Source organism: Actinosynnema sp. NPDC091369, from assembly GCF_044757065.1.
Lineage (GTDB): Bacteria > Actinomycetota > Actinomycetes > Mycobacteriales > Pseudonocardiaceae > Actinosynnema.
This window is the reverse complement of the sequence record NZ_JBIVUG010000005.1, coordinates 217,840-242,183: the sequence shown is the minus strand read 5'-3', so window position 1 is coordinate 242,183 and position 24,344 is coordinate 217,840. Positions and strand designations below refer to the sequence as shown.

Genomic DNA, 24,344 nt, shown 5'->3' with positions numbered 1-24,344 from the left:
GTGCGCACCCCGGGTGAGGAGCCGGCGGCGTCGCTGCGGGAGGGCGACCGGGTCGCCGAGGCGCTGCTGGCGATGGAGGACCACCCGGGGCACCGGCTGCTGCGCGGGGCGGAGCTGACGGGCGGGTCGGCGCGGCGGTGGGCCGTCGCGGACGCCGGGATGGTGCGGCTGTGGGAGTGGTTCGACGCGTACCGGGCGGTGCTGGGGCGGGTGGCGGACGCGCGTGACCCGGCGGAGGTGGCGCGGCTGCTGCACGAGCCGGTGATCACGGTGCCGGGCGCGGAGCGGACGTTGACCGGGCCGGTGCCGGAACGGATCACGCTGCGGGCGCTCGTGACGCGGATGAGAGCGGAGTACGCGCAGGTCACCGCGGTGCTGACGGAGGCGCACGAGGCGTGGTCGCGGCGGTTGGGCGTGCTGGTCCCGCTGGTCTCGCAGGTGGAAGCCCTCGACCCGCCTGTCGCGGCACGGCTGCGCGCGGAGGTGGCGGGGGCGCGGGCGCGCGCGATGGCCGACCCGTTGACGCCCGATCCCGCTGTGGCGGACCTGGTGGAGCGGGTGGCGTCGGCGAGCGCGCTGCACCGGACGTTCCCGGCGCGGGTGGCGGCGCTGTCGCGGCTGGTCGCCGAGGTGGAGTCGGTGAGGACGGGGGCCGCGCGGGTGCGGGCCGAGGTGGTGGCGACGATCGCGGGCGAGCACCCGGAGGTGCCGGGCGACGACGTGGCCGGGGCACTGGACGGGCTGCGGGGACGTTTTCCGGATGTGGCGGAATCGGACGTGGCGGCGGTGGAGTCGGCGGTGGGGTCGGCGTTGGCGCGGGCGCGCGGGGTGGTCGCGCACCTGACCGGGTCGCTGGACCGGCGCGTGGAGCTGCGCGGCCGGTTGGACGCCTACCGGGCGAAGGCGGCCGGGCGCGGGTTCGCCGAGGACGCGGAGCTGTCGGCGCTGCACCGGCGGGCCCGGGACGTGCTGTCCGGCGTGCCGTGCGACCTGAACGCGGGCACGGTGGCGGTGCGGCGGTACCAGCGGGCGGTGCCGGCCAGGACGGAGGGCCGATGAGGACGTGTCCACGTGCCGGCTGCGGCGGCGCGATCGACGACGACGGTTTCTGCGACGTGTGCGGTCTGGAGGCCCCGGTCCTCGCGGCCACCGTCGCGACCGGCGCGCCCGGGACGGGACGCGGGCCGTCCGACCAGCGCGGGAGTCGTGCCGCGGGCGACGCCGCGGGTCCTCCGGGCGGCCGGGCGGAGAACGCCGGTGGGCTCGGCGACGACGTGGCCGCGGGCGGGCCGGTCCGCGCCGCGGACGGGACCGGCGGTGGCGCGGACGATTCGCTCAGCGGCCCGGCGACCAGGCTGGACTCCGACCGCGGCGTCGTCGCCGGTGGGCGCGGTGTGCCGGAGAACGGGCCGCACGAGCCCGACGGGGGTGCCGCCACGGGTGCGTTCAGCGGGCCGGTGACCGGGCCGGACAGCGGGCCCGGGACGGCTCCGTGGTCGGGCGGGGCGTCGGTGGCGCGGTCGCGGCGGGCGTCGGCGTCCAGTCGCCCCTCGGGGCGCGGGCGGTTGGGGGCCGGGCTGGTGGAGGTGCCGCGGGTGCCCTACCGGGACCCGAAGACGGCCGTGCTCACCGACCCGGAGGTGCCGGAGGCGAAGCGGTTCTGCTCCAGTTGCGGCAAGGAGGTCGGGCGCGGGCGGGACGGCGGGCCGGGGCGGGTGGAGGGGTTCTGCGCGCACTGCGGGCACCACTACTCGTTCACGCCGAAGCTGGCGCCCGGCGAGGTGCTGCACGACCAGTACGAGGTGCTCGGCTGCCTGGCGCACGGCGGCCTGGGCTGGATCTACCTGGCGGCCGACCACGCGGTCAGCGACCGGTGGGTGGTGCTGAAGGGCCTGCTGGACTCCGGTGACGCGGACGCGATGGCGGCGGCGATGGCGGAGCGGCGTTTCCTGGCCGAGGTGGAGCACCCTACTATCGTCAAGATCCACAACTTCGTGCGGCACGAGGACCGGGCCAGCGGGGAGCTCGTGGACTACATCGTGATGGAGTACGTGGGCGGCACGTCGGTCAAGGACATGATCAAGCAGTTGCGGGCCGAGGGCACGGGAACGGAGTCGTTGCCGGTGGCGCAGGCGATCGCCTACGCGCTGGAGGTGCTGCCCGCGTTGGGCTACCTGCACGGCGTCGGGCTGCTGTACTGCGACTTCAAGCCGGACAACGTGATCCAGACCGAGGAGCAGCTCAAGCTGATCGACCTGGGCGCGGTGCGGCGGGTCGACGACCGCCACTCCCCCATCTACGGCACCATCGGCTACCAGGCGCCGGAGATCGGCACGGACGGCCCGTCGGTGGCCTCCGACCTGTACACGGTGGGTCGGGCGTTGGCGGTGATGAGCTTCCCGTTCGACTTCCGGGGTCGCCACAAGGAGTCGTTGCCGGACCCGGAGGAGCAGCCGCTGCTGCGCCGGCACGAGTCGTTCCACCGGTTCCTGCTGCGGGCCACGCACCGCGACCCGGAGCAGCGGTTCGCCTCGGCGGAGGAGATGGCCGAGCAGCTGACCGGTGTGCTGCGGGAGGTGCTGGCGCAGCAGGACGGCTCGCCGCGGCCGGGGGTGTCGCGGCAGTTCACGCCGGAGCGGCGGGCGTTCGGCACGGAGGGCGGGCTGGACGTGCGGGCGGCGGCGACGGGGCTGCCGGTGCCGCAGGTGGACACCTCCGACGCGGCGGCGGGGTTCCTCGCGACGGCGGCGACGACGGGTGACCCGGACCAGGTGGTGGCGGCGTTGCGGGTGGCTCCGGTGCAGACGGTCGAGGTGCGGTTGCAGGTGGTGCGGGCGTTGATCGAGGCGGGCCGGGTGGACGAGGCGGTGGGCGAGCTGGACGCGTTGGTGTCGCCGTTCGACGCCGACGACCCGTGGACGCCCGCGGCGGACGACTGGCGGCCCGGCTGGTACCGGGGTGTGGCGGCGCTGGTGAGCGGCCGGGCCGGGGCGGAACGGGCGCGGGCGGCGTTCGAGCAGGTGCGCGACGCGCTGCCGGGCGAGGCGGCGCCGAAGCTGGCGGTGGCGGTGTGCGCGGAGGCGCTGGGCGAGCCGGACGCGGCGGCCGCCGGGTACGAGGTGGTGTGGCGCACCGACCACGCGTACGTGTCGGCGGCGTTCGGGCTGGCCAGGGTGTTGCTGGCGCGGGGTGAGCGGGACGCGGCGGTGCGGGTGCTGCACTCGGTGCCGGACACGTCGATCCACCACGTGGCGGCGCAGGTGGCGGCGGTGCGGGCGCAGATCGGCGCGGCCAGGGAGTGCGCGGGCGGGGGCGGTGCGGAGGCGTTGGCGGAGGTGATGGCGGCCGGTGCGAGGCTGTCGGGGTTGGAGTTGGACGTGGCGAGGCGGGCCGGGTTGACCGTGGAGTTGTTGGGTGTGGCGTTGGAGTCGTTGCCGGGTGGCGGGGCGTCGCCCGCGGACCGGCTGCTGGACTGCGAGGTGAGCGAGTCGGGGCTGCGGTTGGGCCTGGAGCGCTGCTACCGGCAGTTGGCGCGGCTGGCCGACACCCCCGAGGAACGCATCGCTCTCGTCGACCGCGCGAACGCGGTCCGGCCCAGGACGTTGGTGTAGATCATGGAATCCTGTCCCGAGTGCGCGTCGCCGGTGGCGTCGCAGGACCGCTTCTGCGAGGCGTGCGGGCGCAACCTGCGGGTGCAGCGGACACCGGTGGGTGGTCCGGGCGCGCAGTGGCCGCCGATGTGCGCGTGCGGTGGTGAGGAGTTCGACGCGGACGGGTTCTGCGAGCAGTGCGGTCGGGCGCGGCCGTCGGCACGGGACCGGGTGGAGTTCGTGCTGCCGGGGGTGGCCGGGGTGAGCGACCGGGGCAAGCGGCGGCAGCGCAACGAGGACTCGATGGCGTTCGGCCGGGTGCGCGGGCGCGGTGTGGCGGCGGTGGTGTGCGACGGGGTGGCGTCGTCGGAGCGGGCCGAGCAGGCGTCGCAGCAGGCGGTGGACACGGCGGCGGACGTGCTGCTGACGGGGTTGCAGTCCGGGATGGACGCCGAGGCGCTGACCACGGACGCGGTGGTGGCGGCGAACGAGGCGGTGGGCCGGTTGGCGCGGCCGGAGGCGGCCGAGGTGGCGCCGTCGTGCACGTTCGTGTCGGCGGTGGTGACCGGCGGTTCGGCGACGGTGGGCTGGGTCGGCGACAGCCGCGCCTACCTGGTGGCGGAGACGGGCGCGGCGCGGTTGACCACGGACGACACGTGGGCGGCGCAGCTGGTCGCGGAGGGGGTGCTGACCGAGGAGGAGGCGCTGACCGACCGGCGGGCGCACGTGCTGTCGCGGTGGTTGGGCGCGGACTCCGGTGTCGACGCGCCGCAGACGGTGACGTTCAAGGTGGAGACGCCGGGGCTGCTGGTGCTGTGCAGCGACGGGCTGTGGAACTACGTGCCGGAGCCGGAGGACCTGCTGGAGGTGCTGCCGCGGGGCGTGCCGCCGATCGAGGTGGCGCGGGAGCTGGTGGAGGTGGCGCTGAAGGCGGGCGGGCACGACAACATCACGGTGGTGGTCGTCCAGCTGCGGGGTGCGCATGGCGCTTGACTTCGCGGTCGAGGTGTTCCAGAACGAGTACCTGCCGGAGGGTGCCGCGCAGGTCGACGCGATCGTCGCGGTGACCACGACCGGCGCGGCCGTCCCGGTGGTGGCGGGTGACGCGGCCGAGGTGGTCGTGGTGGACACGTCGGGGTCCATGGGCTACCCGCCGACGAAGCTGGCGGCGGCGAAGCGGACGACGGAGGTCGCGGTCGACGCGCTGCGCGACGGGGTGCGGTTCGCGGTGGTGGCGGGCACGGACTCGGCGCGCGTGGTGTACCCGCGGGAGCGGGAGCTGGTGGTGGCCGACGAGCGGACGCGGGCCGAGGCGAAGCAGGCGGTGCGGCGGTTGCGGGCCGACGGCGGCACGGCGATGGGCCGCTGGCTGGCACTGGCCGACGAGCTGTTCGCCGGGCACGGGGACGGGCCGCGGCACGCGATCCTGCTGACCGACGGGGTGAACCAGCACGAGTCGGCGGACCGGTTGGCCGAGGTGCTGGAGCGGGTGGCGGGCCGCTTCACGTGCGACTGCCGCGGTGTGGGCACGGACTGGCGGGTGGCGGAGCTGCGGCGGATCGCCGAGGCGCTGCTGGGGACGGTGGACATCGTGGCCGACCCGGAAGGGCTGGTCGAGGACTTCCGGTCGATGGCGGTGGCCGCGATGGGCAAGGTGGTGGCGGACGTGGCGCTGCGGTTGTGGACGCCGGAGGGCGCGCGGGTGCGGTTCCTCAAGCAGGTGGCGCCGGGGTTGCGGGACCTGACGGGGCGGCGGGTGGAGTCGGGGCCGCGCACGGGCGACTACCCGACGGGCGCGTGGGGTGGCGGGGAGAGCCGGGACTACCACCTGGCGGTGCGGGTGCGGCCGGCGGGCGTGGGCGACCGGATGCTGGCGTCGCGGGTGAGCCTGGTGGGCCGCTCGGGTGACGTGCTGGGGCAGGGCCGGGTGCTGGCGGAGTGGACGGAGGACTCGGCGCTGTCCACGCGGATCAGCGCGGAGGTGGCCCACTACACGGGGCAGGCGGAGCTGGCGGAGGCGATCCGGGACGGCTTGGAGGCGCGCAAGGCCGGTGACGTGGAGCGGGCGACGGCGAAGCTGGGCGCCGCGGTGCGGCTGGCGCACGAGTCGGGCAACACCGACACGGCGAAGCTGCTGGCGAAGCTGCTGGCCGGGGTGGTGGAGGTGGGTGATCCGGTGACGGGGACGGTGCGGTTGCGGGCGCGGGTGGCCGACGCGGACGAGATGGCGCTGGACACCCGGTCGACGGTGACCAAGCGGGTCCGGAGGGGTTAGGCGATGGCGACCTGCCCGGCGGGCCACGACTCCGCGACCGACGACTACTGCGACGTGTGCGGCGCGCCCGTGCCGGCCGGTTCGGTGCGTGGTGGCTCGGGGCAGGGCGGGTCCGGGCAGGGTGGGTCGGCACGGGAGGTCGAGGAGGCGTGCGCGGCGTGCGGGGCGGTGCGGGTGGGCCGGTTCTGCGAGGAGTGCGGGCAGGACTCGTTGAAGCCGGTGGGGCCGGCGCGGCGGGCTGTCCACCGGCGGCCGGGGTGGCACGTGACGGTCGCGGCGGACCGGGAGTACTTCGAGCGGGTGGTGGCGGCGGGCGGGCCGGACGCGGGCGTGGTGGCGTTCCCGGAGTTCTGCCCGCCGCGGCGGTTCGCGCTGGCGGGGCGGGAGGTGGCGATCGGGCGGCGGAGCCGGTCGCGGGGCACCTTCCCGGGGATCGACCTGGTCGGCCCGCCGGAGGACCCGGGGGTGTCGCACCACCACGCGGTGCTGGTGGCGTCGGGTGACGGGTGGTCGGTGGTGGACCTGGGTTCGACGAACGGGACGACGGTGAACGGCGGCGACACGCCGCTGCCGCCGCGCCGGCCGCACCCGTTGGAGCCGGGCGACCGGGTGCACGTGGGCGCTTGGACCACGATCACGCTGCACCGCTCGTCCGACGAGGACGCCTAGCGCTGGTGGGAGACCGACCGGGCCGGTCCCCCACCGGCGCGGCGCGCTACCTCACTTCAGGTGCCGGGCGAAGAACCGGTTCGCGTCGTCGCCCTCGAACCGGGGGACGCCGGTGTGGCCGCCCGTGTTGGCGTGCAGGGTCTTCTCCCGGGAGCCGAGGGCGTCGAACAGGTCCAGGGCCATCTGCCGGTCGTTGCCCTCGTCGTCCCACTGCAGCAGCACCAGCAGCGGGATGGTGACCCGGCGGGCCTCCTCGAACAGGGCGCGCGGCACGAAGCTCCCCGCGAACAGCACGGCGGCCTCGATCCGGGGCTCGACGGCGGCCAGCCGGACGCCGATGGAGATCACCCCGCCCGAGTACCCGACCGGGCCGCCGATGCCGGGCAGGGCGAGCAGGGCGTCCAGGGCGGCCCGCCACTCCGGGACGGCCTGGTCGACCAGCGGGAGGACGAGCCGGTCGACGATGTCGTCGGTGACCGGCTCGCCTGCTCCCAGTGCCCGGCGCAGGTCGGCCCGTGCCCGGTCGGCGGCGGCGTCGCGGGGTCGGTCGCCGGCGCCGGGCAGTTCGAGGGTGGCGGCGGCGAAGCCCCGCGCGGTGGCGTGGCGGGCCCGGTCGGCCAGCCGGGGGCGCATCCGGTCCAGTCCGCCGGGGTGGCCGAGCAGGATCAGCGGGGCCGGTCGGGCGGCGGGTGCGGGCGTCCACAGGATGCCGGGGACGTCGCCGAGGGTGAACTCGCGTTCGAGGACGTCGTCGGCGAGGGGGCGTTCGGAGGTGAATCGCACGGTCGTGCCTTTCGGGAGTGCTCGTGAACGGCGCTCCCGGACGACCTATCGCCCGACCGTGGCCCCGGAGGGGAGCACCCATGTCGATACGGTCACGGGTACCACCTCCTCGGTCTCTCGCACGGTCGCGGGAAAGCTAGCAGCGGGTGTCGTGGCCCGCCAACGGGATTTTCACGGCTTCCACGGCCGTGGCGCGGTGAACAGGTGGGTGTGGTCGGCGGCCCGGTCGGCGAAGGTGCGGATGGGAGCGGAGTTGTCGGCCGATTTCCCGCGGCGCACTGCGACGTTGGGCCGAACGGCGACCGACGGGGTGGCGCAGGGGCAGCCCGGCGACCGGACGCCGCGGCTGGGCCGGGTGCGCGGGTGCCGGTGGGCCGTCGCGCCGGTTTTCGCCGGGACGCCCGCGCGCGTTGTCGATCACGCATACGGTTGGGTCGTGCGGATCACAGGGGGGCCCGCGATTCCGGGTGCACGGCTGTCAGCTCACGGCGACCGCGATGTCGGCGCGCCGCCCGCGTCGACGCGTCGGGAGGCGTGATGGCGGACGCGGTCGACCTGGTGCTGGCGCAGTGGGCGGTGCAGCGCCCGGACGTGGACACCTCGCCGATGGCGGTGCTGGCCCGGGTGACGCGGTTGGCGCGGCTGCTGGAGCGGGAGCTGCGGGAGTTCGTGGGCCGGTTCGACCTGGAGCCGGGCGAGTTCGACGTGCTGACCACGTTGCGGAGGGCGGGGTCGGCGCAGGGCATGACGGCGGGCGCGTTCCTGTCGGCGTCGCTGGTCACGGCGGGCGCGATCACCAACCGGATCGACCGGATGGCGGCCAAGGGCCTGGTGCAGCGGGTGTCCGACGCGGCGGACCGGCGGGTGGTGCGGATCAAGCTGACCGACCGGGGCGCGCGGCTGGTGGACGGGATGCTGGCCGAGCACATGCGGCACTACGCGCGGCTGCTGGAGCCGTTGGACGGCGAGACGAAGACCGTGGTCGCCGACGCGTTGCGGATGTTGCTGGAGCAGTGCGAGTAGCGCCGCGCCCGCCGCGCCCCGGTCGGGGTCAGCGGGGCACGGCGTCGAGGGCTTTGAAGATGCGCTTGTCGGACACGGTGTAGCGGGTGCCGATGGTCTGGGCGAAGTAGCTCAGCCGCAGTTCCTCGATCATCCACCGCACCTCGTCGAGCTCCTCGTGCGGCTCGTCGGCGGGCAGGGCGGCGCGCAGTTCGCGGTACTCGGCGTGCACGGCGTGGACGCGGTCCATCCACTCCTGGTCGCGGCGGACGTTCTCGGGCAGCTTCTCCAGCCGGCGGGAGATGCCCTGCAGGTAGCGGTGCACGTCGCCGAGCCGGTCGGCGCCCGCCTCGGTGACGAAGCCCGCGTGCACCAGGCCGGTGAGCTGGGCGCGGACGTCGGCGAGGGATTCCTCGAACACCGGGCCGCGCACGCCGTTGAGGCGCAGTTCGACGTCCTGGGCGGCTTCCAGGACGCGGCGGACCTGGTGCACGACGTCGAACGTGGTCCCGCCGAGGCCGCGGCGGACGTGGTCGAGGAGCTTGGCGAACGCGGCCTCGGTCCACGCCGGGCCGCCGGCGTCGCGCAGGAGCTTGTCGACGGCGGCGGAGATGCAGTCGGCCAGCAGCGGGGCGACGCCGCCGTGCGGGTTGCGGGTCAGGGCGAGCTTCTCGGCGTTGTTCAGGCCGCGTTGCAGGGTCTTGACCGGGGAGGGCGCGTTGAGCAGGAGCAGCCGGCGGGTGCCGCGCCACATGGCCTGCCGCTGCCGGCCGGGGGTGTCGAGGATCTCGACCGCGACGGTGTCGCCCTTGTCGACCAGGGCGGGGTAGGCGGTGACGACGATGCCGGAGCGCTGCCGCTGCACGGTGCGGGGCAGGTCGCCGATGTCCCAGGTGGTCAGGCCGGTGCGGGCGAGGTTGCTCGCGGCGGCGGCCAGGGTCTGGCGCAGCTGTCCGCGCAGTTGGGCCTTGAGCGCGGCGAGGTCCTTGCCCTGGGCCAGGGCGCGGTCGTTCTCGTCGACGACGGTGAAGGTGAGCTTGAGGTGTTCGGGCACCTGGTCGAGCTGCCACTGCTCGCGGGGCACGACGACGCCGGTGAGCTTGCGCAGCTCGCGTTCCAGCGCGGGCAGCAGGGGTTCGTCGGGGTCGATGCCGGTCAGGGCGGCGGCGGCGACGTCGGGCACGGGCACGAAGTTGCGGCGCACGGGTTTGGGCAGCGACCGGATCAGGGCGATGACCAGGTCGGTGCGCATGCCGGGGACCTGCCAGGACAGCGAGTCGTCGGGCAGGGTGGTCAGCGCGGGCAGGGGCAGGGTGACGGTGACGCCGTCGACCGCGGCGCCGGGTTCGAACCGGTAGGTCAGCGGCAGGGTGAGGTCGCCGCGGCGCAGTTGGTCGGGGTAGGCGTCGGGGGTGACCGCGGCGCGGTCGTTGACCAGCATCGCCTTGTCGAAGGTGAGCAGGTCGGCCTGGGTGTGGCGGGTCTTCTTCCACCAGGTGTCGAAGTGCCGGGCGGAGACGACGTCGGCGGGGACGCGCTGGTCGTAGAAGTCGAAGAGGGTGTCGTCGTCCACGACGATGTCGCGGCGGCGGGCCCGGTTCTCCAGTTCCTCGACCTCGGCGAGCAGGTCCCGGTTGTGGTGGAAGAACTTGTGGTGGGTGGTCCACTCCCCCTGCACCAGGGCGTGGCGGATGAACAGCTCGCGGGACAGCTCGGGGTCGATGCGCCCGTAGTCGACCTTGCGGGAGGCGACGATCGGCACGCCGTAGAGGGTGACCTTCTCCAGGGCGACGACGGAGCCGCGCCTGGCTTCCCAGTGCGGTTCGCTGTAGGTGCGCTTGACCAGGTGCCCGGCGAGCTTCTCGGCCCACTCGGGTTCGATCTTCGCGACCGTGCGGCCCCACAGTCGCGACGTCTCGACCAGTTCGGCGGCCATCACCCACTGGGGTGGTTTGCGGAAGAGGCTGGAGCCGGGGAAGATCGCGAACTTCGCGTTGCGGGCGCCGAGGTACTCGGTGGCCGCCCGCTTGCCCGGGTCCCGTTTGGGGACGTCCTTGACGCCGATGTGGGACAGCAGGCCCGACAGCAGCGAGACGTGGACGTTGCGCGGGTCGGCGGGCTGGTCGTTGACGTGCACGCCGAGGGTCTTCGCGACCTGCCGCAGCTGCTGGTAGATGTCCTGCCACTCGCGCACGCGCAGGTAGTTGAGGAACTCGGTGCGGCACAGCCGGCGGAACTGGTTGCTGGACAGCTCCTTCTGCTTCTCGCGCAGGTACTGCCACAGGTTGAGGAACGCGGTGAAGTCGGAGTCGGGGTCCTTGAAGCGGGCGTGGAACTCGTCGGCGGCCTGCTGCTTGTCGGAGGGTCGTTCGCGGGGGTCCTGGATGGACAGGGCGGAGGCGATGACCATGACCTCGCGGACGCAGCCGTTGCGGTCGGCCTCGATGACCATGCGGGCCAGGCGGGGGTCGACGGGCAGTTGGGCGAGCTTGCGGCCCAGCGGGGTGAGCTTCTGCTCGGCGGGCAGGATCGCGCCGAGTTCCTGCAGCAGCTGCACGCCGTCGGCGATGTTGCGGGCCTCGGGCGGGTCGATGAACGGGAACGCGGCGATGTCGCCCAGGCCGATGGAGGTCATCTGGAGGATGACCGAGGCGAGGTTGGTGCGCAGGATCTCCGGGTCGGTGAACTCGGGGCGGGCGTCGAAGTCGTCCTCGCTGTAGAGGCGGACGCAGATGCCTTCGGAGACGCGGCCGCAGCGGCCCTTGCGCTGGTTGGCCGAAGCCTGGGAGACCGGTTCGATGGGCAGCCGCTGCACCTTGAGCCGGTGGCTGTAGCGGGAGACGCGGGCGGTGCCGGGGTCCACGACGTACTTGATGCCGGGCACGGTCAGGGAGGTCTCGGCGACGTTGGTGGCGAGCACGACGCGCCGTCCGCGGTGGGGTTGGAACACGCGGTGCTGCTCGCCGAACGACAGCCGCGCGTACAGCGGCAGGATCTCGGTGTCGCGCAGTTCCAGGACGGCCAGGGCGTCGGCGGTGTCGCGGATCTCGCGTTCGCCGGACAGGAACACCAGCACGTCGCCGGGTCCTTCGGCCTGGAGTTCGCGCACGGCGTCGCAGATGGCCTGCGTCTGGTCGCGGTCGGGGTCGGCGTCGGGGTCCTCGGGGTCGACGATCGGGCGGTAGCGGACCTCGACGGGGTAGGTGCGGCCGGAGACCTCGATGATCGGGGCGTCGCCGAAGTGCCGGGAGAACCGCTGGGGGTCGATGGTCGCGGAGGTGATGACGACCTTGAGGTCGGGGCGGCGGGGCAGCAGCTGCTTGAGGTAGCCGAGCAGGAAGTCGACGTTGAGGCTGCGTTCGTGGGCCTCGTCGATGATGATCGTGTCGTAGCGCGACAGCATCCGGTCGGTCTGGATCTCGGCGAGCAGGATGCCGTCGGTCATGAGCTTGACCAGGGTGTCGTCGCCGGACTGGTCGGTGAAGCGGACCTTGTAGCCGACGGCGCTGCCCAGCGGGGTGTCCAGTTCCTGGGCGACGCGCTCGGCGACGGTGCGGGCGGCGAGGCGGCGGGGCTGGGTGTGGCCGATCTGGCCGAGCACGCCGCGGCCGAGTTCGAGGCAGATCTTGGGCAGCTGGGTGGTCTTGCCCGAGCCGGTCTCGCCGGCGACGATCACGACCTGGTGGTCGCGGATGAGCGCGGCGATGTCGTCCTTGCGGGCGCTGACGGGCAGCTCGGGCGGGTAGGTGATCTTCGGCACGGCCTCGCGGCGCAGGGCGACGCGCAGCTCGGCGGCCTCGAGGTCGGCCTCGATTTCGGCGAGGACGGCGGCGCGGGCGCTGTCGTCGCGGACCTTGCGGGCGCCGTCGAGCCTGCGTGCCAGCCTCCGCTGGTCCCGCGACATCAGGTCGGACAGGCGTTGGCGCAGGTCAGCGTGCGACATCTGGTTCATTTGGGTCAAGGATATCGAGGGTGGGCCGGCGGGGCTGCCGATTATCGGCCGGCGGACACGGCGAGTTGGCGTGACTGGGCCACCAGCCGCCCGGTCGTGTCCCACAGCTCGACGTCCTCCTCGTGGTAGCCGCCGGCGAGGTGGCGGGTGGCGACGCGGGCGGCGAGCCAGGTCGGGGTGGTGCCGGCCGAGGTGGGACGGGCGCGGACGTGGACGGTGAGCTCGACGGTGGCGGAGTCGGTGACGCCGAGGTCGAGGACGGCGGGCGCGGCGGTGTCGACCAGGGTCGCCAGGCCGGCGGTGTCGGCGGGGCGGCCGTCGGCGAAGCGGAGCCAGAACTCGGCGCGCGGGACGCCGGTGGGCCGGCCCCTCGCCCAGCCGAACGGCTCGGGCGCGCGCACGTCGACGCGGTCGGCGACGGTGACGCCGGGCAGGCGCAGGTCGCCGTAGGCGTCGACGCACTCGTCGGGCGGCGGCAGGTCGGGCGCTTGGCCGAGCTGGAGGTCCGGTCCGGTGGCGCCGGCGGTGTCGGCGAGGTCGGCGTAGGAGGCGACGACGCGCAGCACTTCGCGGTCGCCGCAGGTCAGGCGGGCTTCGCCGGTGGACAGCCGGCGTCCGGCGCGGATGAGCTCGGTGTCGACGCGGGCGGGTCCGACGACGCCGGGCCGCAGGTAGTGGGCGCCGACGACGAGCGGGTCGGGGTGCGGCAGCACCTGGCCGAGCGCACGCAGGCAGAACGCGACGAGGTACCCGCCGTTGGGCCGCCCGCCGGCACTGGCCCACCGGTCGGTGAGCTGCGCGGCGAACCGCCCGTCCCCCGTCGCGTCCACCCGCGTGTCGGTGTCCCACTCGTACATGGGACTCACCCTAATGGGCGTTACCGGCGGGTAGTTCAGCCGCGGTAGGGGCTGCCGCCGTCGAGCATGTCGGTGGCCATCTTCTTGAGCTGCTTCATCATCAGCACGTTGTGCAGGCCGGGCCCGAAGCTGACCCGGGCCACGCCCAGCGGCGCCAGGTCGTTCGGGGTGGGCGCGCCGGGGCCGTGCGCGATGTTCACCGGCCGACGCCCGACGGCCTCGACGAACTCGGCGACCCGGTCGCCGGGCAGCCGCATCGGGTAGACGCAGTCCGCGCCCGCCTCGAAGTAGACCTGCGCCCGCCGCACGGCGTCGTCGAAGGACTTGCCGCCGTTGAGGAACTCGTCGATCCGGGCGTTGATCACCAGGTCCGGGTTGGCGGCGCGCACGGCGGCCAGGAAATCGGCCTGCTCGGCCACGTCGACCATGGCCTTGGTGCGCGGGTCGGAGTCCTCGAGGTTGCAGCCGGCCGCGCCGACCTCGGCCAGCCTCTCTCCGACCCGGGCGGGCGGCAGGTCGTAGCCACGTTCGATGTCGGTGGTCACCGGCACCTCGACGGCGGCGGCGATCCGGCGCACGGCGTCGAACGCGACGTCGGCGGGCATGTCGTGCCCGTCCTGGAAGCCTAAGACGGCGGCCACGGCGACGCTGGTGGTCGCCACGACCGGGTGGCCCGCCTCGGCGAAGACGCGGGCGGACGAGACGTCCCACGCGTTGGGCACCACCAGCGGGCTGCCCGGCACGTGCAGCGCGCGCAGCGCGTTGGCCGCCTCGGTCACATCGGTCCTGGTCACATCGACTCCCGTCACGACTGGGGTCGTGGTCGCACGGCGACCCGACCCCGTTCCACGTGGTGATCACTCGATCAGCGCCGCCAATACTGCCATTTCGCAACCCGGCGAACACCGCGTTCCGTTGCCCGGTTCTCCGGGCACCGGCCGATTTCCGACGGGCCGCGCGGTTGATTCCGCAATGTCCTCCTTTCCGCGGTTTTCGCGGAATTCGATCACCGTGCCGGTTTCCCCGGTGCGGGGGCGGGGTGGCCGGTTAGGGTCCGGACCCGTGTCGGATGACCGGGCGGACGCGGGCGTCGACCTGCACCTGGACCTCGATCCCGCGCTGACCCGGCGCGGCGGGGTGGAACGCGCGCTGCGGGAGGCGATCCGCGCCGGGCGCCTGGCCCCCGGCGCGCGGCTGCCCGCGACCCGCCGGTTGGCCGTCGAGCTGGGGTTGGCCCGCAACACCGTGGCCGCCGCCTACGACCAGCTGGTGGCCGAGGGCTACCTGACCGCACGCCGGGGCGCGGGCACCCGGGTCGCGCCGCTCCCCCGGCCCGCCGCCCCCGCCGGGCCCGCCGGGCCGGTCGCGCCGACGCCGCGGCACGACCTGACGCCGGGCAGCCCGGACGTGTCGACGTTCCCGACCACGGCCTGGCTGCGGGCCACCCGCCGGGCGCTGAGCGCCGCGCCGGCCACCGTGCACGGGTACGGCGACCCGCGCGGCCGGATCGAGCTGCGGACCGCGCTGACCGAGTACCTCGGGCGCACCCGCGGCGTGCAGGCCGCACCCGAGCGGGTCGTGATCACCTCCGGGTACGTGCAGGCGCTGGCGCTGCTGGCGTCGGTGCTGGACGGGCCGGTGGCGATGGAGGACCCGGGCCTGCCGTTCCACCGCGACGTGGTGGAACGCGCCGGGCGGCGGGTCGTGCCGCTGCCGGTGGACGAGCGCGGCGCGGCGGTCCCGGCGGACGTGGCCGCCGCGGTGGTGACCCCGGCGCACCAGTACCCGACCGGCGTGCCGCTGCACCCCGACCGCCGACGTGCGCTGACGGCGTGGGCGCGGCAGTCGGGCGCGCTGGTCGTGGAGGACGACTACGACGGCGAGTTCCGCTACGACCGGCAGCCGCTGGGCGCCGTGCAGGGCACCGCACCCGACCACGTCGCCTACGCGGGCAGCGCGTCGAAGACGTTGGGCCCGGGGGTGCGGCTGGGGTGGCTGGTGCTGCCGCCGCGCTGGGTGGACCCCGTCGTCGACGCCAAGCTGCACGCCGACCACCACACCGAGGTCGTGGGCCAGCTCGCGTTGGCCGACCTGATCGGCACGCACGCCTACGACCGGCACATCCGGGCCTGCCGGCTGCGCTACCGGCGCCGCCGCGACCTGCTGGTGCGGCGGCTCACCGGCCTCGGCGTGGCCGCGCACGGCGTCTCGGCCGGGCTGCACGTGCTGGTCGAGCACCCCGACGAGGCGGCGGTGGTGGCGCGAGCCGCCGCGCACGGCCTGGCCGTGTCCGGGCTGCGGGAGCACTGGCACGACCCGCGTGACGCGGCGCGGCAGGGCGTGGTGGTGGGGTACGCGACCCCGGCCGAGCACGCCTACCGCGCCGCGCTGAACGCGTTGACCCTGGCCCTTACGGCGTGAGGTCCAGGGCGGCGGAGAAGCTGCCGTCCATGTGGAACGGAGTGGAGGTGTGCTCGTGCGCGATGCGCCACGCCCCGTCCACCCGCCGCAGGCACACCGTGGCGCGGAACCACAGGTCGAACGCCTCCGCGCGACCGCGCGGCACGGCGGACATGCGGTTGAGGCTGTGGCAGAACGCCAGGTCGCCCTCGGCGGTGACGTGCAGGTCGCGGATCTCGTAGTCCACGGCCGAGTCGAACGTCGCGAACCACGCCCGCATCGCCTCGGGATCGCCCACCTCGGGCGCGGTGTGCCGCAGCGGCGGGGCCAGGGTGAAGGTGACCGCGTCGGGCAGGTAGTCGGCGACGAGGCCGTCCGCGTCGCCGGCGCGCATCGCGGCGGCCCGCCGGTGCAGCAGGTCGGTGATGTCGGTGTGCTCGCTCATGGCGGTGATCCTCTCCGGTGGGGCACCCCGGTCGGGCGCCCGTCACGGAGGACGTAGAAGCTGGGCGCCCGTCCTCGACATCCCCGGACCGGTTTTCCCGGAATTCTTCTTCTCGGAGGCTCGTGGTGAAGTACCTGGTCCTGATCTACAGCAACCCGGAGTCCCGCGCGATCTGGGACCGCCTGGCCACCGAGGACCGGGCGGCCGGCCTGGACGCCTACGCGGCGCTGGACGAGGAACTGGCCGCCTCCGGCGAGCTCGTGGTGTCCGAGGCGCTGACCGACCCGGCGCAGACCACCCGCGTCGCCGTGCGCGACGGGCAGGTGCTCACCACCGACGGGCCCTTCGCCGAGGCCAAGGAACTGCTGGCCGGGTTCTACCTGGTCGAGGTCGACACCGCCGACCGGGCGCTGGAGATCGCGGCCCGCGTCCCCGAGGCCGCGCTCGGCCTGGTGGAGGTGCGGCCGGTGCTGTCCTCGCTGGCCGACTTCCCGCTGTGACCGCGATCGGCCCGCTGCTGCGGGAACTCGCGCCGCGCGTGCTGGGCGCGCTGGTGCGCCACCACGGCGGCTTCGACGCCTGCGAGGACGCCGTGCAGGAAGCGCTGCTGGCCGCCGCGACCCGCTGGCCCGCCGACGGCGTCCCCGACAACCCGGCCGGCTGGCTGATCACCGTCGCCTCACGCCGCCGCATCGAGATCCACCGGGCCGACACCGCGCGCCGCCGCCGCGAGGAGGCGGTGGTCGCGCTGACACCCCCCGACACCGAACCCCCGCCCGGCGTGGACGACACCCTCACGCTGCTCACGCTGTGCTGCCACCCCGCGCTGACACCGCCGTCCCAGGTCGCGCTGACCCTGCGCGCCGTCGGCGGCCTGACCACCGCCGAGATCGCGCGGGCGTTCCTCGTCCCCGAAACCACCGTCGCGCAACGCATCAGCCGCGCCAAGCAGCGCGTCAAAGCCACCGGCGCCCGCTTCGCCCTGCCACCCGACACCGAACGCGACGCCCGCTTCGACGCCGTGCGCCACGTGCTGTACCTGGTGTTCACCGAAGGCCACACCGCCAGCTCCGGCGCCGACCTGCACCGCGTCGACCTCTCCGGCGAAGCCGTCCGCCTGACCCGCGAGCTGCTCACCCGCCTGCCCCACGACGGCGAATCCGCCGGGCTGCTGGCCCTGATGCTGCTCACCGACGCCCGCCGCCCCGCCCGCACCCGCGCCGACGGCTCCCTCGTCCCCCTCGCCGAGCAGGACCGCGCCCTGTGGAACACCGACCAGATCACCGAAGGCACCCGGCTGGTCCACGCCGCCCTCACCACCACCGCCATCGGCCCCTACCAGCTCCAAGCCGCCATCGCCGCCCTGCACGCCGAAGCACCCACCGCCGCCGACACCGACTGGAAGCAGGTCCTGGGCCTGTACGACCTGCTGCACACCCTCACCCCCGGCCCGATGGTCGCCCTCAACCGGATCGTCGCCGCCGCCATGGTCCACGGACCCGCCACCGGCCTGGCCCGCCTGGACGACGCCGCCCGCGACCCCGCACTCGCCGGACACCACCGCGTCGACGCCGTGCGCGCCCACCTGCTCGACCTCGCCGGCGACCACGACGCGGCCCGCGCGCACTACGCCCGCGCCGCCCGTGCCACCCTGAGCCTGCCGGAACGCCGCTACCTCGAACACCGCGCCCGACAGGAGTAGCGGCCGCGCCGCCGCGCAACGACAAGCCGCCGTTCGGCGGCTGGCGCACGGGCACCCCGGCCGCTGAGCTGGATCACGCGATGAGTCGGGGGACGACCCATCGAGGGGGAGTTGGCTTGTTCCGACCCGTGCCGGTGCCCGTGCTGCCGCCCAGCACCGCACTGGCCGACCTGGCGACCGCCGGCGAGCACCACGCGTGGCTGGCGGGCACCACCGGCGTGTTCACCAGCCGCCCGACCGCGCCGCTGGTGCTGCGCTGGACCGGCACCACCTGGCAGGTCGAGCCGCTGCCCGAGCTGCCCGCCCCGGCCAGCCTCTCCGGCGTGTCCGCCGCCGCGCCCGACGACGTCTGGGCCGTCGGCAACAGCGACGGCCGCCCCCTCGTCCTGCACTACGACGGCACCACCTGGGACGTCGTGCCCACACCCCGCATCGCCTGGGCCAAAGCCGTCGCCGCGGTCGCCGGCGGCCACGTCCACGTGGTCGGCACCGGCCCCGACACCCTCCACTACGACGGCACCACCTGGCGCCTGCGCACCGCCCTGTCCTCGACCCGCGAAAGCCTCCAGACCATCACCACCGCCGGACCCCACGTCCTGTGGGCCGGCGGCGGAGGACTCGCCGGCGCCGGACCCGCCACCTACGAATACCCCGTCCTCACCCGCTGGGACGGCCACACCTGGACCGAGATCACCGGACCCCGCACCGAACGCGGCCACGTCGCCCGCCTCGCCGCCACCACACCCGACGACATCTGGCTCGGCCACGTCCGCGACACCGACGGCCTGCGCGTGCACCGGTGGGACGGCGAGCAGTGGACCCCCGTCCCCCCACCCGAGGACACCGGCCGCCTCAGCGTCCACGGCGTCGCCGCCGGCTGGACCTGGGGCGTGCGCGCCACCCACCGCTCCTTCGAGACCAGACCCGCCTTCCACCGCTGGACCGGCGAGCACTGGACCCCCGTCGCCCTGCCCGACGACCTCGCCCGCGCCTCCGCCTCCCACGTCGGCCTCGCCACCACCGGCGCCACCACCTGGGCCTACCTCAAAACAGCGGCGGGCGTCCACGTCCTGCGCCACACTGCCCCGTGACCTTCCGCCTCACCGTCCTGGGCACCGCCACGCCCTACCCGCGCCCCGGCAACCCCTGCTCCGGCTACCTGCTGCGCACCGAGCACACCGCCATCTGGGTCGACGCCGGCCCCGGCACCCTCGCCGAACTGCAACGCCACCACCGACCCGACCTCCTCGACGCCGTCTGGATCTCCCACACCCACGCCGACCACGCCGCCGACCTGCTGCCCTACTACTACGCGCTGCTGTTCGCCGACCACCAACCCCGCGCCCCCATCCCCCTCTACGGCCCACCCGGACTCGCCGACCGGCTCGAGACCTTCCTCGCCGGCGCCTCCCCCAACCCCGCCTCCGCCGCCTTCGACGTCCACGAACTGCACGACGGCCACCACACCGACATCGGCGACCTCACCCTCACCAGCCGCGCCGTCGACCACGGCCTGCCCGCCTTCGGCCTGCGCGCCACCCACCACGACACCACCTTCGCCTACTCCGGCGACACCGGACCCTGCCCCGCCCTCGACGACCTCGCCACCGACGCCGACCTGCTCCTGTGCGAAGCCGACGGCGCCGGACCCCACCACTGCACCCCCGAAGACGCCGCCGACGCCGCCCGCCGCGCCCGCCGCCTCCTGCTCACCCACATCGGCCACACCCTCAGCACCGCCGAAGCCGCCGAACGCGCCCAAGCCCCCGTCGCCCGCCCCGGCGAAACCTTCACGATCAGGTGAACTCCACGCGACCGCCGAACGCCCCGCGGCGGCATCACGCCGACCGGGCCGCACCCACCGCCGCCAACCGCCGCCCCAACGCCACCGCCATCCCCGCCGCCACCAACAACGGCCCCACCAACTGCGCCACCGTCGCCACCACCACCGGCGACCCCGGCAACACCAACACCACCAACAACGCCACCGTCCCCGCCACCCACGACCCCGTGATCGCCGACCGCGCACCCAACGCGATCAACGCCGGCTGCAACACCTGCGCCACCATCAACAACAACGTCCCCACCCCCAACGCACCCATCAACACCCACGACAACCCCGCCTCCGCCCCGAAGAACACCCGCACCGCCCACGGACCCAACACCGCCGACCCCACCGCACCCACCACACCGACCACCAACACCCACACCGAGATCCGCCGCAACACCGACCGCACCGCACCCAGATCACCCCGCGTCGCCGCCTCCGTCAACCCCGGCAACAACAACGCCTGCACCGGCGAGAACACGAACAACGGCACCCTCACCAGGATGAACGCCGACGAGAACGCCAACGCCAACCCCGCGTCGTGCGGCAACCGCGCCGTCACCACGATCGGCGCCACGTTCGCCACCGCCTGCACCAACAACCCCGCCATCACCAACAACGCCAAGCTCTCCACCCGCTCCGGCCCCGCCGAACCCCCCGCACCACCGGCCACCGGCGCCGGCCGCGACCGCAACCACACCAACCCCGCCACCACACCCACGACCGTCCCCGACGCGAACGTCATCCCGAACAGCCCCGCACCCGCCACACCCGCCACCGCCAACGCGATCGCACCGAACAAACGAGCGAATCCCTCACCCGCCAAAGTCGCCGCATAACCCGTGAACCGCCGCATTCCACCCAACACACCACGCGCCAGGTAAATAGCCGCCGAAGTCACCACCGCCACCACCACCGCGCCGAACAACGGCCACGACCCTTTCAACGACCGATCCACCAACACCGGCGACACCAACGCCAGCACACCCAACACCACCACCATCAGCACCACACCCTCACGCCCCACCCGACGCACCGCCCCACCAGCGCGTTCACCCCGCGCCAACGCCCGCGACGTCGCATGACTCGCCTGCTGCTCCAACGCCGAGAAGATCCCCGGACCCACGATGTTCACCAACAGGTAGAACGCCGCCACCGCCGCCGCGTCCACCGCCGACAGCGAATGACCCGCGATCGCCACGAACGCGTAACCCGACGCACCGAGAACCAACGTGCCCAACCCCACGACGACAGCAGGGCTCAACCGACGCGGGGGCATGATGTCTGCGCTCACCGCCAACACAGTAGGCTGCCTCGTCGCCACCTCCTGAAAGCCGGTATCCCCGGCGCTCGGGTGGAACCACGAGGGACAGGGCGCAAGGGGAAGGGTCGTGGCAAGGGGATGGGTGTTCCACACCGCAGCCTGATCGTCGGTCGTACGAGGTGACCATGAACGGCATCGACATCATGCTCCCCCACTACGGGGACATCTCGTACCTCAAAACCGCCGTGCGCAGCGTCATCGCACAGGACGACGCCAACTGGCACCTCACCGTCATCGACGACAGCGTCACCGACAACGGCCTGCCCGACTGGTTCGCCTCACTGCGCGACGACCGCATCCACTACCAGCGCAACGAGCGCAACCTCGGCATCAACGCCAACTTCCAGAAGTGCCTCGACCTCGCCGAACGCGACTTCCTCGTCGTCATGGGCTCCGACGACGCCATGCTGCCCAACTACGTCAGCACCATCCGCCGCACCACCCAGCGCTACCCCGACGCCGACGTCGTCCAAGCAGGCGTCGACGTCATCGACAGCACCGGCCAGGTCGTCCGACCCCTCACCGACCGCGTCAAGCGCAGCCTCTACGCCCCCGACACCACCACCCCCAAGGTCATGGCCGGCGAAGACCTCGCCATCAGCCTCCTGCGCGGCAACTGGACCTACTTCCCCTCCCTGTGCTGGCGCCGCGAAGCCCTCAAAGACCTCGGCTTCCGCCAAGGTCTCAGCGTCGTCCTCGACCTCGCCCTCATGCTCGACCTCCTCGAACGCGGCGGACAACTCGTCGTCGTCCCCGACGTCTGCTTCCAGTACCGCCGCCACGACGCCAGCGTGTCCTCCTCCCTGGCCTCCCTCGGCCGGCGCTTCACCGAAGAGCACGACTTCTTCCTCGAAGTCGCCGACCACATGGACGAGATCGGCTGGCACCGCGCCGCCAAAGCCGCCCGCCGCCACCTCTCCTCCCGCCTGCACGCCCTGCTCCTGCTGCCCGGCGCCGTCACCTCACGGCAAACCGCCAGCGCCAAGCTCCTCGCCCGCCACGCATTCGGAACCACCAAACCCGTGAGGAAGTGATCGACGGTGCTGTCGACCGCGCCAGAACAACCGCCGCGGACCAGCCCCGAGCACACCCCGCCGCCGCCCCCCACCGCACAACCCCGCCGAGGTCTGCTCTTCGCCGCCGAAGCCGTCGTGTCCGTGGCCGCCGCAGCGCTGGTGGTGCTCCTCGCCCGCGGCGTCGACGTCAACCCGCTCGACCGGATCGGCCAGATCAGCGGCCTCGCCGCACTCCAACTCCGCTACGCCCTCATCGCCGCGGTCCTGCTCCTGCTCACCGTCGTCGCCGCCCGCGCGCGCTGGGCCACCCACGCACCCCTGACCCGCCGCATCGCCGCCGCCGCGGCCGCCGGCCTGTTCAGCGGACTCGTCGCCGGCGCCGTCCTCATCGCCCTGCGCGGCACCTCCTGGGGCCTCAACGCCAACGGCGGCGACTCAGGCGCCCTCGTCCGCTGGGCCCACACGCTCATCGACACCGGCACCATGCAAGCCGACTACCCACCCGGCTGGGTCCACGCCATCGCCTGGTTCTCCCAGCTCACCGACACCACCCCCGAACACTCCCTCAAAGCGCTGCAGATCCTCGGCACCGCCCTGTTCGGCCCCGTCGCCTACCTCTCCTGGCGACTGCTGCTGTCCCCGGTCTGGGCACTCGGCCTCGGCGTCGTCCCCGGCATGATCCTCATCGACCCCTACAAGCCCTACACCAACCTCATGCTCGTCGTCATGGCCGCCGTCCTGCTCGCCCTGCTGCGCCGCCTGCGCCGCGCCGGCGACACCCCCTGGCGCGGCATCGTCCTGCACGGCATCGGCGCCGGCGCCGCCCTCGGCCTGGTCTTCCTCACCTACTCCGGCTGGTTCGTCTGGTCCGCACCCGGCGTGCTCATCTCCGCCCTCGTGCTGTTCCCCTGGCGCACCGGCCCCCTCAAGGGCCTCGCCCTGATCGCCACCACCGCCGCCGTCTTCGTCGCCGTCTCGTTCCGCCACCTCTTCGGCCTGCTCACCGCCTCCGGCTCGGTCAAGGACCGCTACTTCTACTGGGACACCTGGACCGAACCCACCTACATCGCCATGTGGCGCAGCGACCTGCCCGGCAACACCGGCCCCTGGCCACCACCCGGTGAACTCGGCGGCGTCGGCCTGTTCACCCTCCTCACCCTCGTCGGCCTCGCCGCCGCCATCGCCGTGGCCCGCCGCCGCACCGCCGTCATCCTCCTCACCACCGTCTTCGCCGGCGCCTGGCTGCTGCGCTTCCACTTCGGCGCCCAGATGTACGCCGCCGACGCCGTGCAGCTGTGGCCGCGCAGCACCGCCGAACTGCTCTACTGCCTGCTCCTGCTCACCGGCTTCGCCGCCTACTACGGCGTGCGCCGCTTCGACGGCGTCGACCGCGTCCGCCTCGCGCTCGCCTCACCGTCGACCGGCATCGGCGTCCTCGCCGCCCTGTTCCTGCTCATCGCCTCCGCGGGCTCGTCCCTCGGCGACCGGTACATGCCCCGCACGGACAACTCCCTCGGCTACCTCGCCAGCGCCGCCCAGCTGACCCGGCAGCTCGACGGCACCTGCTCCGCCTACGCCCACACCCTGGGCAAGGGCTGCTTCGAGCAGAACGACTACCGCCTCGGCGAAGCGCTGGCCGAACTGGCCGAAGGCGCACCCAAGCCCGGCGACCTGCCGCACCCGACCCAGGGCGGCTGACCCGCGGCACGGCACGGCGAGGTGGGGGCGGTCGGAGCGATCCGGCCGCCCCCACCGCTGTCCCCACCACCGTGCGAAGATCACCCCGCCGGGTGAAAATCGACTCCGTGCTGAAGCTGACCGCCACGGTGCTCGACGCACCCGACGCCCAAGCCCTCGCCCGCTTCTACCGCGACCTGCTCGGCTGGCCGCTGCGCGACGACGAACCCGGCTGGGCCACCCTCCGCCCCGCCGACGGCAGCGCCGGGCTGTCGTTCCAGACCGAACCGGACTACCAGCGCCCCACCTGGCCCGCCGCGGCCGGCGAGCAGCGGATGATGGCGCACCTGGACATCCTGGTCGACGACCTGGAGACCGCCGGGGCGCACGCCGTCGCGCTGGGCGCGACGCTCGCCGACTTCCAGCCGCAGGAGGGCGTGCGGGTCTACCTCGACCCCGCCGGCCACCCGTTCTGCCTGTTCCTGGAAGGCTGGTGACCGGGCCTCAGGGTGCTTCGATCGCGCTGGTGATGGAGTCCAGCACGCCGGGGAACCGGCGTTCCATCTCGTCGCGCCGCAGCTCGTGCTTGCGGTAGCTGCCCTGCGGCGTCACGCGCAGCACCCCGGCTTCACGGAGCACCTTCAGGTGGTGCGACAGCGTCGACATGCTGACCGGCACGTCGAACTGCCCGCACACGATCCCACCCGATCGTGCGAGCTCGGCGACGATCCGCAGTCGGACCGGGTCGGCGAGCGCGCTCAGGACTGTGGAGAGACGGAGATCTTCCACGTCCGGGTGTTGTAGAGCGCGCACGGTTCCGCATA

The 24,344-nt window shown here is 73.8% G+C and carries 21 protein-coding genes; 14 read left to right on the top strand and 7 right to left on the bottom strand.

Annotated elements, in window-relative coordinates:
* The 5 genes from ACIQMJ_RS20970 to ACIQMJ_RS20950 are packed head-to-tail and all read left to right on the top strand — an operon-like array spanning position 1 to position 6,534.
* Positions 1-1,059, top strand: coding sequence for a hypothetical protein (locus ACIQMJ_RS20970; RefSeq protein ID WP_499762673.1), 1,059 nt, complete (start codon positions 1-3; stop codon positions 1,057-1,059).
* The gene (locus ACIQMJ_RS20965) at positions 1,056-3,611 is read left to right on the top strand and encodes a serine/threonine-protein kinase (RefSeq protein WP_499762672.1); all 2,556 of its coding nucleotides are present in this window, start codon (positions 1,056-1,058) and stop codon (positions 3,609-3,611) included. Before ACIQMJ_RS20970 ends, ACIQMJ_RS20965 begins: the two co-directional genes overlap by 4 nt.
* A gap of 3 nt (positions 3,612-3,614) precedes the next feature.
* Positions 3,615-4,583, top strand: a complete 969-nt coding sequence (locus ACIQMJ_RS20960) for a protein phosphatase 2C domain-containing protein (RefSeq protein ID WP_499762671.1) — start codon at positions 3,615-3,617, stop codon at positions 4,581-4,583.
* On the top strand, positions 4,573-5,865 hold the full coding sequence (locus ACIQMJ_RS20955; RefSeq protein ID WP_499762670.1) for a vWA domain-containing protein: 1,293 nt from the start codon (positions 4,573-4,575) through the stop codon (positions 5,863-5,865). The genes ACIQMJ_RS20960 and ACIQMJ_RS20955 overlap by 11 nt, the downstream gene beginning before the upstream one ends.
* A gap of 3 nt (positions 5,866-5,868) precedes the next feature.
* Entirely contained in the window at positions 5,869-6,534 is a 666-nt protein-coding gene (locus ACIQMJ_RS20950) for an FHA domain-containing protein (RefSeq protein ID WP_499762669.1), read from the top strand.
* 51 nt (positions 6,535-6,585) lie between these two features.
* Here the strand turns inward: ACIQMJ_RS20950 and ACIQMJ_RS20945 are convergent, their stop codons facing one another.
* Positions 6,586-7,317: an alpha/beta hydrolase gene (locus ACIQMJ_RS20945; protein WP_499762668.1), complete on the bottom strand. Its 732-nt coding sequence runs from the start codon at positions 7,315-7,317 to the stop codon at positions 6,586-6,588.
* A 537-nt stretch (positions 7,318-7,854) separates the two neighbouring features.
* Between ACIQMJ_RS20945 and ACIQMJ_RS20940 the strand changes: the two genes are divergently transcribed.
* Positions 7,855-8,340 carry a MarR family winged helix-turn-helix transcriptional regulator gene (locus ACIQMJ_RS20940; RefSeq protein ID WP_499762667.1) on the top strand — a complete coding sequence of 162 codons (486 nt, stop codon included), beginning with the start codon at positions 7,855-7,857 and terminating at the stop codon, positions 8,338-8,340.
* A 28-nt stretch (positions 8,341-8,368) separates the two neighbouring features.
* On the opposite strand, the gene hrpA is transcribed toward ACIQMJ_RS20940, so the two are convergent.
* Genes hrpA through ACIQMJ_RS20925 form a run of 3 tightly spaced genes read right to left on the bottom strand, consistent with a single transcriptional unit; the run spans position 8,369 to position 13,922 of the window.
* Positions 8,369-12,271 carry an ATP-dependent RNA helicase HrpA gene (hrpA, locus tag ACIQMJ_RS20935; RefSeq protein ID WP_499762666.1) on the bottom strand — a complete coding sequence of 1,301 codons (3,903 nt, stop codon included), beginning with the start codon at positions 12,269-12,271 and terminating at the stop codon, positions 8,369-8,371.
* 41 nt (positions 12,272-12,312) lie between these two features.
* Positions 12,313-13,128 (bottom strand): thioesterase family protein, encoded by an 816-nt coding sequence (locus ACIQMJ_RS20930; protein ID WP_499762665.1) that lies wholly within the window; start codon positions 13,126-13,128, stop codon positions 12,313-12,315.
* Between the two features lie 35 nt (positions 13,129-13,163).
* Complete coding sequence (locus ACIQMJ_RS20925) at positions 13,164-13,922, bottom strand: isocitrate lyase/PEP mutase family protein (protein WP_499762664.1); 759 nt, start codon at positions 13,920-13,922, stop codon at positions 13,164-13,166.
* A gap of 268 nt (positions 13,923-14,190) precedes the next feature.
* On the opposite strand from ACIQMJ_RS20925, the gene pdxR reads away from it, so the two are divergent.
* Positions 14,191-15,549 carry a MocR-like pyridoxine biosynthesis transcription factor PdxR gene (gene pdxR / locus ACIQMJ_RS20920; protein ID WP_499762663.1) on the top strand — a complete coding sequence of 453 codons (1,359 nt, stop codon included), beginning with the start codon at positions 14,191-14,193 and terminating at the stop codon, positions 15,547-15,549.
* Here pdxR and ACIQMJ_RS20915 read toward each other — a convergent pair.
* Positions 15,539-15,973 carry a YybH family protein gene (locus ACIQMJ_RS20915; protein WP_499762662.1) on the bottom strand — a complete coding sequence of 145 codons (435 nt, stop codon included), beginning with the start codon at positions 15,971-15,973 and terminating at the stop codon, positions 15,539-15,541. The genes pdxR and ACIQMJ_RS20915 overlap by 11 nt on opposite strands.
* A 125-nt stretch (positions 15,974-16,098) precedes the next feature.
* On the opposite strand from ACIQMJ_RS20915, the gene ACIQMJ_RS20910 reads away from it, so the two are divergent.
* The 4 genes from ACIQMJ_RS20910 to ACIQMJ_RS20895 all read left to right on the top strand — a co-directional run bounded on the left by ACIQMJ_RS20910 (position 16,099) and on the right by ACIQMJ_RS20895 (position 19,479).
* Positions 16,099-16,473, top strand: a complete 375-nt coding sequence (locus tag ACIQMJ_RS20910) for a YciI family protein (RefSeq protein ID WP_499762661.1) — start codon at positions 16,099-16,101, stop codon at positions 16,471-16,473.
* The gene (locus ACIQMJ_RS20905; protein WP_499762660.1) at positions 16,470-17,675 is read left to right on the top strand and encodes an RNA polymerase sigma factor; all 1,206 of its coding nucleotides are present in this window, start codon (positions 16,470-16,472) and stop codon (positions 17,673-17,675) included. Before ACIQMJ_RS20910 ends, ACIQMJ_RS20905 begins: the two co-directional genes overlap by 4 nt.
* Before the next feature lie 116 nt (positions 17,676-17,791).
* Positions 17,792-18,766, top strand: a complete 975-nt coding sequence (locus ACIQMJ_RS20900) for a hypothetical protein (RefSeq protein WP_499762659.1) — start codon at positions 17,792-17,794, stop codon at positions 18,764-18,766.
* Entirely contained in the window at positions 18,763-19,479 is a 717-nt protein-coding gene (locus ACIQMJ_RS20895) for an MBL fold metallo-hydrolase (RefSeq protein WP_499762658.1), read from the top strand. Before ACIQMJ_RS20900 ends, ACIQMJ_RS20895 begins: the two co-directional genes overlap by 4 nt.
* A gap of 34 nt (positions 19,480-19,513) precedes the next feature.
* Here ACIQMJ_RS20895 and ACIQMJ_RS20890 read toward each other — a convergent pair whose 3' ends face one another.
* Positions 19,514-20,797, bottom strand: coding sequence for a polysaccharide biosynthesis protein (locus ACIQMJ_RS20890; RefSeq protein ID WP_499762657.1), 1,284 nt, complete (start codon positions 20,795-20,797; stop codon positions 19,514-19,516).
* A gap of 155 nt (positions 20,798-20,952) precedes the next feature.
* Between ACIQMJ_RS20890 and ACIQMJ_RS20885 the strand changes: the two genes are divergently transcribed.
* The 3 genes from ACIQMJ_RS20885 (at position 20,953) to ACIQMJ_RS20875 (ending at position 24,017) form a co-directional block, all read left to right on the top strand.
* Entirely contained in the window at positions 20,953-21,861 is a 909-nt protein-coding gene (locus ACIQMJ_RS20885) for a glycosyltransferase family 2 protein (RefSeq protein WP_499762656.1), read from the top strand.
* A 6-nt stretch (positions 21,862-21,867) separates the two neighbouring features.
* Positions 21,868-23,541 carry a hypothetical protein gene (locus tag ACIQMJ_RS20880; RefSeq protein ID WP_499762655.1) on the top strand — a complete coding sequence of 558 codons (1,674 nt, stop codon included), beginning with the start codon at positions 21,868-21,870 and terminating at the stop codon, positions 23,539-23,541.
* 110 nt (positions 23,542-23,651) lie between these two features.
* Positions 23,652-24,017, top strand: a complete 366-nt coding sequence (locus tag ACIQMJ_RS20875) for a VOC family protein (RefSeq protein WP_499763062.1) — start codon at positions 23,652-23,654, stop codon at positions 24,015-24,017.
* 7 nt (positions 24,018-24,024) lie between these two features.
* Here the strand turns inward: ACIQMJ_RS20875 and ACIQMJ_RS20870 are convergent, their stop codons facing one another.
* The gene (locus tag ACIQMJ_RS20870) at positions 24,025-24,309 is read right to left on the bottom strand and encodes an ArsR/SmtB family transcription factor (RefSeq protein WP_499762654.1); all 285 of its coding nucleotides are present in this window, start codon (positions 24,307-24,309) and stop codon (positions 24,025-24,027) included.
* Between the last annotated feature and the right edge of the window lie 35 nt (positions 24,310-24,344).

What these genes read in the sequence shown, in the direction of transcription:
- ACIQMJ_RS20965 (WP_499762672.1), top strand. Translation starts at nt 1,056, where the DNA reads ATGAGGACGTGTCCACGTGCCGGCTGCGGCGGCGCGATCGACGACGAC.
- ACIQMJ_RS20960 (WP_499762671.1), top strand. Translation starts at nt 3,615, where the DNA reads ATGGAATCCTGTCCCGAGTGCGCGTCGCCGGTGGCGTCGCAGGACCGC.
- ACIQMJ_RS20955 (WP_499762670.1), top strand. Translation starts at nt 4,573, where the DNA reads ATGGCGCTTGACTTCGCGGTCGAGGTGTTCCAGAACGAGTACCTGCCG.
- ACIQMJ_RS20950 (WP_499762669.1), top strand. Translation starts at nt 5,869, where the DNA reads ATGGCGACCTGCCCGGCGGGCCACGACTCCGCGACCGACGACTACTGC.
- ACIQMJ_RS20940 (WP_499762667.1), top strand. Translation starts at nt 7,855, where the DNA reads ATGGCGGACGCGGTCGACCTGGTGCTGGCGCAGTGGGCGGTGCAGCGC.
- hrpA (WP_499762666.1), bottom strand. Translation starts at nt 12,271, where the DNA reads ATGAACCAGATGTCGCACGCTGACCTGCGCCAACGCCTGTCCGACCTG.
- ACIQMJ_RS20930 (WP_499762665.1), bottom strand. Translation starts at nt 13,128, where the DNA reads ATGTACGAGTGGGACACCGACACGCGGGTGGACGCGACGGGGGACGGG.
- ACIQMJ_RS20915 (WP_499762662.1), bottom strand. Translation starts at nt 15,973, where the DNA reads ATGAGCGAGCACACCGACATCACCGACCTGCTGCACCGGCGGGCCGCC.
- ACIQMJ_RS20885 (WP_499762656.1), top strand. Translation starts at nt 20,953, where the DNA reads ATGAACGGCATCGACATCATGCTCCCCCACTACGGGGACATCTCGTAC.